General features: G+C 71.5%; 8 protein-coding genes, 1 tRNA gene and 1 pseudogene. 6 read left to right on the top strand and 4 right to left on the bottom strand.

Translation table 11 applies throughout. From position 1 onward, the window contains the following. Positions 1-160 precede the first annotated feature (160 nt). Complete coding sequence (locus ACM2XV_RS09805) at positions 161-1,213, top strand: HNH endonuclease signature motif containing protein (RefSeq protein ID WP_487026795.1); 1,053 nt, start codon at positions 161-163, stop codon at positions 1,211-1,213. 111 nt (positions 1,214-1,324) lie between these two features. Here ACM2XV_RS09805 and ACM2XV_RS09800 read toward each other — a convergent pair whose 3' ends face one another. Together ACM2XV_RS09800 and ACM2XV_RS09795 are read right to left on the bottom strand one after the other, a co-directional pair. Beyond that, complete coding sequence (locus tag ACM2XV_RS09800) at positions 1,325-2,152, bottom strand: oxidoreductase (protein ID WP_487026794.1); 828 nt, start codon at positions 2,150-2,152, stop codon at positions 1,325-1,327. Between the two features lie 43 nt (positions 2,153-2,195). Continuing rightward, a tRNA-Met gene (locus ACM2XV_RS09795) sits at positions 2,196-2,269 on the bottom strand. A gap of 99 nt (positions 2,270-2,368) precedes the next feature. On the opposite strand from ACM2XV_RS09795, the gene ACM2XV_RS09790 reads away from it, so the two are divergent. The 3 genes from ACM2XV_RS09790 (at position 2,369) to ACM2XV_RS09780 (ending at position 4,997) form a co-directional block, all read left to right on the top strand. Next, on the top strand, positions 2,369-3,316 hold the full coding sequence (locus tag ACM2XV_RS09790; RefSeq protein WP_344777156.1) for a DMT family transporter: 948 nt from the start codon (positions 2,369-2,371) through the stop codon (positions 3,314-3,316). A gap of 107 nt (positions 3,317-3,423) precedes the next feature. After that, entirely contained in the window at positions 3,424-3,996 is a 573-nt protein-coding gene (locus ACM2XV_RS09785; RefSeq protein WP_344777157.1) for a flavin reductase family protein, read from the top strand. Then, positions 3,993-4,997, top strand: coding sequence for an LLM class flavin-dependent oxidoreductase (locus ACM2XV_RS09780; protein ID WP_487026793.1), 1,005 nt, complete (start codon positions 3,993-3,995; stop codon positions 4,995-4,997). The genes ACM2XV_RS09785 and ACM2XV_RS09780 overlap by 4 nt, the downstream gene beginning before the upstream one ends. Positions 4,998-5,102: 105 nt before the next feature. Here ACM2XV_RS09780 and ACM2XV_RS09775 read toward each other — a convergent pair whose 3' ends face one another. Together ACM2XV_RS09775 and ACM2XV_RS09770 are read right to left on the bottom strand one after the other, a co-directional pair. Next, on the bottom strand, positions 5,103-5,372 hold the full coding sequence (locus ACM2XV_RS09775) for a hypothetical protein (RefSeq protein ID WP_487026792.1): 270 nt from the start codon (positions 5,370-5,372) through the stop codon (positions 5,103-5,105). Between the two features lie 346 nt (positions 5,373-5,718). Next, positions 5,719-7,299: a cation:proton antiporter gene (locus ACM2XV_RS09770; RefSeq protein ID WP_344777163.1), complete on the bottom strand. Its 1,581-nt coding sequence runs from the start codon at positions 7,297-7,299 to the stop codon at positions 5,719-5,721. A 64-nt stretch (positions 7,300-7,363) separates the two neighbouring features. On the opposite strand from ACM2XV_RS09770, the gene ACM2XV_RS09765 reads away from it, so the two are divergent. Then, on the top strand, positions 7,364-8,128 hold the full coding sequence (locus ACM2XV_RS09765) for a response regulator transcription factor (protein ID WP_487026791.1): 765 nt from the start codon (positions 7,364-7,366) through the stop codon (positions 8,126-8,128). Next, positions 8,125-8,690: pseudogene (locus tag ACM2XV_RS09760) on the top strand (hypothetical protein); the annotation flags it as partial. The gene ACM2XV_RS09765 and the pseudogene ACM2XV_RS09760, both read left to right, overlap by 4 nt.

Genomic DNA, 8,690 nt, shown 5'->3' with positions numbered 1-8,690 from the left:
GGAGGAGCAGCGCGACGAGGAGCGCGGCATGGACTACTCGGTGGAAGAGGCCGACGGTGACGCCATCGCGGCAGAGACCGGCGCCCTCGGCTGATTCGCGTCGACATGCTCGCCGCCCGCGTACCTGTGGAAAAGTCGGCCCGGTTACCGAAGTTGTGGAATGTTTGTTCCGATTAGATCCGGGAAGTCGGCAAGGCGGCTGGTCGCCGATGTGGAAGACCTGGCGAAGCTTCCGGTGGTCGAGGCGGCGGTGCTGGGCGGGCTCATCGGGCGCGAGAGCGCGCAGGCGATCAGCAGCGAGCTGAAGAGCGCTGCAGATGCGGCCGCGCCGTCCGAGGTGGCGACCGTCGAGAGCGAGCTCGTCGAGCTCGCCGTGATGATGCCGGCCGATCGGCTGCGCGAGGTAGCGCACAGACGCGCCGCCGCGCTGACCCCCGAGGTCGTCGAAGAGCGCGCGCGGGTCGCCCACGAGAAGCGGTTCTTCTGGATCGGCAAAGAGGAAGACGGCGCCGCGCGCGTGTCCGGGCTGCTGCCGGTGGAATACGCGGCGACCTTGCGCACCGTGCTCGACGGCTACGCGAGCCTCAAGCGGAAGGTCACCTTCGCCGAAGGCCAGCAGGCCCCGGCCGACCCTCGCACGATCGGCCAGAAGTACGCCGATGGCCTGCGCGACGTGTTCGCCGCCCACGCGCGTCTCGCGGACACGCTCGAGCTCGGCGGCGACCATCCCACCGTGTGGGTCTCGACGACCGAGGCCGAGCTCGCCTCGGGGAAGGGCCTGGCGTTCTTCGCCGGGTCCGCCGAGCCGACGAGCGTGCAGCTCGCCCGCAAGATGGTCTGCAGCGGGGGCCTGCAAGAAGTCGTGCTGACCGAGGCGGGTGCGTTCCTGCGGCTCGGGCGCACAAGCAGAGGTTTCACCCGCCGGCAGCGCCGGGCCATGGTCGCCCGCGACGGTGCCGAGTGCGTCATTCCCGACTGCCACGTGCCGGCCTACCGCACCGAGGCGCACCACGTGCTCAGCTGGTTCCAGGGCGGCCCGACCGACGTCGACAACGGTGTCCTTCTGTGCCCCTTCCACCACGACGAAGTCGAGAAGGGGCCGTGGCAGATCCGCATGATCGACGGCAGGCCCTGGGTGCGCTGGTCTTACGGCGGAAAGATCATCGACTGGCAGCCCGTGAACTCCAACACCCCGATACCGCTCAGTTCCTGACCCCGACGGCGAGGCAGAGGTCTGCCCGCTGTGAGGCGTGGAGGTCGGCGGGGGTCGACACGCTCTGGCGAGCGCCGAAGTCGGTGGAGCGACGGAAACCGTGACGTGCTGTTACCCGTCGAAGTCCGTCGACACCGTGACGTGCTCCCAGGCGGCGAGCTCGGCCTGCTGCGACGCGAGCTCTGCCCGCGTGCGCGCGAGGGCATCGGTGCCGAGCAGCAGCCGCAGCGGCGGCTCGGGCGATGCGACCACGTCGATGATCGCCTGCGCGAACTTCGCGGGGTCGCCCGGCTGGCTGCCGTCCTCAGCAGCGCTCTTGCGGCGCGTGCCCGCCGTCGAGGCGTAGTCCGCGATCGGCTCGGCCGACTGCCCGAGCGATCGCCCCGCGAAGTCCGTGCGGAAGCCGCCCGGCTCGACGACGACCACGCGGATGCCGAGCGGCTCGAGCTCCTGCCGCAGCGACCCCGACAGGCCTTCCACGGCGAACTTCGACGCCGCGTAGTAGCCCGAGCCCACCGGCGAAGTGCGCCCCGCGATCGACGAGAGGTTCACGATCGTTCCCGAGCGGCGTGCGCGCATGCCCGGAAGCACCTGCTTCGTGACATCCACCAGCCCGAAGAAATTGGTCTCGAAGAGCTCGCGCACCGCGGCGTCCTCGCCCTCTTCGACGGCCGCGCGGTAGCCGTGACCCGCGTTGTTGACGAGCACGTCGATGCCGCCGAACCGCGTCTCGGCCTGCGCGACGGCGGCGACCACCTGGTCGTGCCTGGTCACGTCGAGCGGCAGGGCGAGGGCCGAGCCGGGATGCCGGGCCGCGAGCTCCGCGATCGAGTCGGCGTTCCGCGCGGTGATCACCGCATTGTCGCCTCGATGGAGCACCGCTTCGGCGAGCGCGCGCCCGAAGCCCGTCGAACAGCCGGTGATGAACCACGTCGTCATGCTTCGATCCTGCCCCCGGCCGCGCCGCGATGCGACCACACCGACGCGACGGCAGGATTCGAACCTGCGGCAGACGGAGTATGAAACCGTTCCCTTCGACCACTTGGATACGCCGCGATGCCTCACACGGTAGGCACCCGCCCCGCGGCGGTGCGAGGCGTGTTGCGCCCGCTTACGCCGCGTTACGAAACGTGCCGCTACAGTCGAGACATCCCCATGAACGCCCCCGCCGCCTCCCGCCCGTGGGGCTTCGTGCTGGTCGCCGTCGCCGGAGTGCTCTGGGGCACGGGCGGTCTCGCCGCGACCTTCGCGGCGCAGCACAGCACCCTCTCGTGGCCCGCGCTCTCGGCGCTGCGCCTCGTCGCCGGCGGGCTCCTCATGGTGGCGCTCACCGCGGCCACGGGCGAGCTGCGGCGCATCCCCCGTACCCCTGCGTCGCTGCGGCACATCGGCCTGACGGCGCTGCTCTCGGCCGTCTATCAGGGCGCGTACTTCCAAGCCCTCGCGCTCGTCGGCGTCGCGGTGGCGACGGTCATCGCGCTCGGTTCGGCGCCCGTCGCCGTCGCGATCGCGAGCGCGATCAGGGGGCGGCGCATGCCCTCCGCCGCCGTCATCGTCGCGCTCGTCGCCGCCGTGGTCGGGCTGATTCTCGTGACGGATGCCCCTGCTGTGGCATCCGACCCGGCGAAGACCGCGCTCGGCGTGCTGCTCGCGCTCGTCGCCGGCCTGTCGTTCGCCGGCACCACGGTCGTGAACCGGCGGGCCGTTCCCGGCCTCACGCCCGCCGCTCTGATCGCGACCTCGTTCACCGTGGCGGGGCTGCTCGTCGCGATCTGGGGCGCGTTCGCGGGCTTCGACCTCATGGGCACGGATGCCGCCGGCTGGGCCTGGATCGCCTTCCTCGCCGCCGTGCCCACGGTGCTCGCCTACCTCGCCTTCTTCGGCGGCCTGCTGCGCGGGGTGCCGTCGACGACGGCTGCGATCCTGTCGCTCATCGAGCCCGTCACGGCGACGGTGCTCGCGGTCACCGTGCTGCGCGAGCCGCTGACGCTCGCGGCATCCATCGGCATCATCCTGCTTCTGCTCGCCGTCGTCCTCGTGCGCCCGCAGCGGGCGGGGGACGGCGCCATTGCGACGGTCGACGAGGCCGAGCCGGGTACCTGACGGTCACACGGTGCAACACTTCTTGGCACAGGGCGCGATGAGCAAACAGGCTGAGAATGTCAACAGGACGCGCCGTGCAGGCCGCGCCGTCGCAGAAGGAGGACCACGTGGCGGAACCCGAACGTCTTCACCGGCTTGAGAACGACGACCAGGCGACCGCTCTCGGCGGTCTGTCCGCCGACGAGTTCAAACTCGCCTTCCGTCACCACCCCGCCGGCGTCGCACTGATCACCGCCGACGCCGGTGAGGGCCCCGTTGCGATGACGGCCACGTCGGTGTTCTCGGTGAGTGCCGAGCCGCCGCTGCTCGTGTTCTCGATCTCCGACCAGTCGTCGGCGTCCGCCACGATCACGAAGGCCGACACGCTGATCGTGCACCTGCTGTCGGCCGACCAGCTCGACCTGGCGCGCCTCGGCGCGACGAGCGGCATCGACCGCTTCGCCGACACGTCCCTCTGGGACCGCCTCATCACGGGCGAGCCGTACTTCCCCGCCGTGCGCACCTGGATCCGCGGCCGCGTGATCGACCGCATGCGCGCCGGGTCGTCGACGGTCGTCGCCGTGCACGCGCTGCAGGCGCGCCTTCCCGAGACCGATGTCGCGGAGTCCGCGGCCCCCCTCGTCTACTACCGGCGCACGTGGCATGAGCTGAGCGACGAGTCGGAAATCGGCCGGCAGTGAGCCTGCGCCGTCTCGGCTTCCTCACGATCGGGCTCTTCGACCCCGAGCACCCGCGTGACGGCCACGAGACGACCCTGCAGCTCATCGAGCTCGGCGAGCGACTCGGCTTCGACTCGGCGTGGGTGCGCCAGCGGCATCTGCAGTTCGGCATCTCGTCGCCCGCGACGGTGCTGGCCGCCGCGACGCAGCGCACGGCGCGCATCGAGCTCGGCACGGCCGTCATCCCGCTCGGCGCCGAGAACCCGCTGCGCCTCGCCGAAGACCTCGCGACCGTCGACGTGCTCTCGGGCGGCCGGCTCAACCCGGGGTTCTCGACCGGCACGCCCATGCACTTCGACGATTACAAAGAGGCGCTCTACCCCGGCACCTGGCGCGACGAGGACCTGAGCTACGCGCGCCTGCTGCGGCTGCGCGGCTTCGTGCGCGGCGACCGGGTGAGCGACTTCTCGGGCCGCGAGGGCATCGAGGAGTACAGCGAGCGCGTCGAGCCGCACTCGAGCGGGCTCGCTGAGCGGCTCTGGTACGGCGCGGGCAGCCTGCGTTCCGCGCGCTGGGCGGGGGCCAACGGCTTCAACCTGCTGACCTCCTCCGTCGTGCAGAGCGAGGGCGGCAGCACCGACTTCGCCGCGGTGCAGCGGGCGCAGATCGACGCGTACCGCGAGGAGCGCGGCGCGGGCGCGCGCGTCTCGCAGGGCCTGGTCGTGATCCCGACGGATTCCGCGACCGCGGCGCAGGCCGAGAAGTACCGCGCCTACGCCGCGTCTCGCGCCCATCGCGTCGGCGTGCCGCAGGGCCCCCGGGGCATGCTGTTCGCGGCAGATCTCGTGGGCTCGTCCGCCGAGATCGCCGAGCGCCTCGAGGCCGACGCCGCGTTCCAGGCCGTCGACGAGGTCGCCTTCGCCCTGCCGTTCAGCTTCGAGCACGACGACTACGAGCAGCTGCTCGGCGACATCGCGGGCGCCCTCGCACCGCTGCTCGGCTGGTCGCGTTCCGATCGCTGACGGCAGCAGCGCGGCTCGCCCCTTAACGACGGTGGCCCGCCGGCGAGGCCGGCGGGCCAGGTGGTGGGGTGCGGAATCGGGGGTGGCGTGGTGGTCATCGCGACCTCAGCGCCACGCGTGAGCGCCGAGCAGCAAACGCTCGGCGAGCTGCTCGCGCTCGCGCCGGGCCCGCTCGTCGATGTGCAGCCCAGCGAGCCGCCTGAGCTCCGGGTCGCGCGCGGGCTTCCGCGCCTTCCGCGGCTCGACGCTCGTGATCAGCACGAGGCTGAGCGCAAGGGCGACGCGGCGACCCAGGCTCAGCTCGGGCAGTTCCGCCAGGTCGATCGTGAGCGTCGTCACGGTCGATTGGGGAGGGTGGGTTTGGATGTTGATCATTCGAATTTCCTTGAGGTGAGTGGCCGAGATCGACCGATCGATGGGATGGGAGATGAGATCGGACGCGAGAGCGGGTGCGACGTCGAAGACGGTCGTCGCCCTCAGCGAGAAGACGGGTGCCGGATCGCGGCTGCGATCAGACGGCGGTCGGGCTGCAGTCGAAGGCGGTGCGCTGCTAGCGGAGCCCGGCGACGCTCACGCGCCCCAGCCCGGAAATCGGGGCTCGACGCATGTCGCGTGCAGAGATGCGAATGAACATGCGGAACCCCCTTTCTCGGTGAATTGCCAGGCTAGCGAAACGTCCGTGCGCTCCACAACCCGAAATGCGCGGGAATTCGAGCGGATTTCAGACCTCGCCGTGCCGCAGCACCCGAGCCGCCGTCTCCTCCGCGTCGATCACGTGCATGACCTTCCGCACCGCGGCCTCTTGATAGCGACCCTCGGCGCGGGCCTGCAGCACGGCCTTCCGCTCGGCCTGGAAGAGCTCGATCCGCAGCGCGGCGTATGCGGCGTTCAGGCTCTCGCCCGTGGGCAGCGGCCCATCGTCGACGGAAGCCGACACGAATTCGGCATCCGCCGTCAGCCGTTCGAGCACGCGCGGGTCCGTGCTGTCGCCGGCGCGCTCGCGCACGAGGTCGAGCCCGGCCGCCTTGGCCTCGGCCATGAGCAGCTCGGCCTCGACCCGCTCCTGGTCGAACGCGCTCATGACGAGCCCGGCGCGACGCAGCACACGCGGAATCGGCACCGCGAGCAGCAGCGTTCCGATCACGATCACGAAGGCGAGCAGCTGCAGCACAGCCCGGTCCGGCGTCTCGGCGGGCAGCAGGAAGACGGCGGCGAGCGTCACGACGCCGCGCACCCCGGCGAGGGTCCACGGCACGATCGTGACCCACGGCCAGCCGACGCGGCGCATGCGCGCCGGGCCGTAGCGGAACAGCGGCGTCACGACCGCGCCCCAGATGAGACGGGTGACGACCACGGCGGCGAGCAGCGCGACAGCGATGCCGATGAGCTGCCCGACGGGGATGCCGCTCTCGGCCGCCGCCTCCACCGCGCGCGGCAGCGTCAGGCCGATGAGCAGGAAGACGAGGTTCTCGACGATGAACTGGATCGTGCGCCAGTTGAGCTCCTCGGCGACGCGCGCCTGGGCCGACTGGAAGCTCGGGGCGCGATAGCCGAGGAACAGCCCGGCCACGACCACGGCGAGCGCGCCCGAGCCATGCGCCGCCTGCGCGAGCAGGAACGCCAGGTACGGCGTCACGAGCGACAGGCTCGTGTCGAGCACGGGCGCCGCGAGCTTCCCGCGCACATAGCCCAGCACGAAGCCGACCAGCAGGCCCGCGGCGAGGCCTGCGACGACCTCGAGCACGAACGAGACGCCGATCTCGACCGGCGTGATCGTCGCCGTGATGGCCACGATCGCCGAGTTCAGGGCGACGAGCGCCGTCGCGTCGTTGAGCAGGTTCTCGCCGTCGAGCACCGTCGAGAGCATGCGCGGCATGCCCGCGCGCCGGGTCACCGCCTCGACCGCCACCTGGTCGGTGGGCGCGACGACCGCGCCGAACGCGAGAGCCGCGGCGACGCTGATGCCCGGAACGATCAGCCAGCTCACCCCGCCGACCGCGAGCACCGTGAAGGCGACGAGCCCGACCGAGCTGAGCAGAATCGGGTCGCGCCGGGTGCGCAGGTCGATGAGCGAGGCGCGCATCGCCGCCGAGAAGAGCAGGGGCGGCAGCACGCCGTAGAGGATCACGTCCGGCGCGATCGTGAGGCGGGGGATGCCGGGGATGAGCGCCACGATCGCGCCGATGGCGACGAGCATCAGCGGCGCCGACCAGCCCGAGCTGCGTGCCACCACCGTGACGACGACCGCCAGCACGACGGCGCCGACGACGGCGAGGAGCACAAGTGCGGCATCCGAACCCATGCCGAGATCATCCCAAATCGCAGGCCGTATCCGGGACTGGGCCGCGACATAGGAAACTCTCGGCATGCGCTGGCTGAATGAGCGGATGAGCCGCTCGCACCCGCTCGACCTCCCGCCCGTCCGCCGTGCAGACGGCACCCCGGCCCGCGCGCTCGTCGTCGACGACGAGGTCGCGCTGGCTGACGCGGTCGCCCTCGCGCTGCGCAGCGACGGCTGGGAGGTCGAGACGGCCTATCGCGGCCGCGAGGTTCCGCTCACGGTGCGCGACTGGCGGCCCGACGTCGTCGTGCTCGACATCATGCTGCCCGACCTCGACGGGCTCGCCGTGCTCGACCGCATCCGCGCCATCAGCGACGAGGTGCGCGTGCTGTTCCTCACCGCGAAGGACGGCCAGCAGGACAGGATCACGGGCCTGCGCGCCGGCGGCGACGACTACGTCACGAAGCCCTTCGACATCGCCGAGCTGCTCGCGCGAGCGCGCGCGCTCGTTCGGCTGGCGCCGTCGATGACGGATGCCGCGCCCCGCGCCAGCCTGACGGCGGGCGAGATCGTGCTCGACGAGACCGAGCGCGCGGCGAGCTTCCGCGGCCGCCGACTCGAGCTCACGGCGACCGAGTTCGAGGTGCTGTGGTGCTTCGCGCGCAATGCGGGGCGCGTCCTGCGCCGCGAGCAGCTGCTCACCACCGTCTGGGGCTACGACTTCGGCGCGGAGTCGAACCTCGTCGAGATGTACGTCTCGACACTGCGGCGCAAGCTGCCCGACGACTGCGGGGCGAGCATCCAGACGGTGCGCGGAGTGGGCTACATCCTCAAGACGGACGGCGCGTGAGAGTCCTGCTGCACAGCCTGCGGTGGCGCATCGTGCTGATCGCCGCCGCTCTCGTCGCCGCCGCGTGCCTCATCATCGGCGGCATCACACTCCTCGCGCTGCGCGGCTACCTCGTGGGGCAGCTCGACGACCGCCTCGCGTCGTCGGCCCAGCGGGTGGACCGCATCGGCGGCAAGCTCGACCGGCTGCAGCCGGGATCGGGCACGGGCGACGCCGGGCCGCGCGAGCCGCAGCCGTCGTCGGGCGACTTCGTGGGCGAGTTCGTGGGCGTGCCCGGGCAGGCTCCGCAGACGATCGTGGCCGTCTTCGACGATGACGAGATCGTCGTGAACGGCTTCGTCGACGCGGCGGGCAAGCGGCACCAGCTCGATGAGTCGGCGCAGCACGCGCTCGCGGGATTCCGCACGAGCACGCCGCCGACCACCGTCGACCTGGGCGGTGAGCTCGGCCGGTACCGGGTGGCGAGCAGCAGCCTGCCCGGCGGGGCGACGATCGTCACGGGCGTGCCGCTGGCGCCGGTCGACTCGACGGTGTGGCAGGTCACCTGGGTGATCCTCGCCGT

Source organism: Gryllotalpicola sp. CP2-P1 (genome assembly GCF_057512245.1).
This window is presented reverse-complemented; position numbering and strand designations above follow the sequence as displayed.

Excerpts from the sequence above, each read along its gene's own strand:
- ACM2XV_RS09805 (WP_487026795.1), top strand. The coding sequence starts at position 161 with ATGTTTGTTCCGATTAGATCCGGGAAGTCGGCAAGGCGGCTGGTCGCC.
- ACM2XV_RS09800 (WP_487026794.1), bottom strand. The coding sequence starts at position 2,152 with ATGACGACGTGGTTCATCACCGGCTGTTCGACGGGCTTCGGGCGCGCG.
- ACM2XV_RS09790 (WP_344777156.1), top strand. The coding sequence starts at position 2,369 with ATGAACGCCCCCGCCGCCTCCCGCCCGTGGGGCTTCGTGCTGGTCGCC.
- ACM2XV_RS09775 (WP_487026792.1), bottom strand. The coding sequence starts at position 5,372 with ATGATCAACATCCAAACCCACCCTCCCCAATCGACCGTGACGACGCTC.
- ACM2XV_RS09770 (WP_344777163.1), bottom strand. The coding sequence starts at position 7,299 with ATGGGTTCGGATGCCGCACTTGTGCTCCTCGCCGTCGTCGGCGCCGTC.
- ACM2XV_RS09765 (WP_487026791.1), top strand. The coding sequence starts at position 7,364 with ATGCGCTGGCTGAATGAGCGGATGAGCCGCTCGCACCCGCTCGACCTC.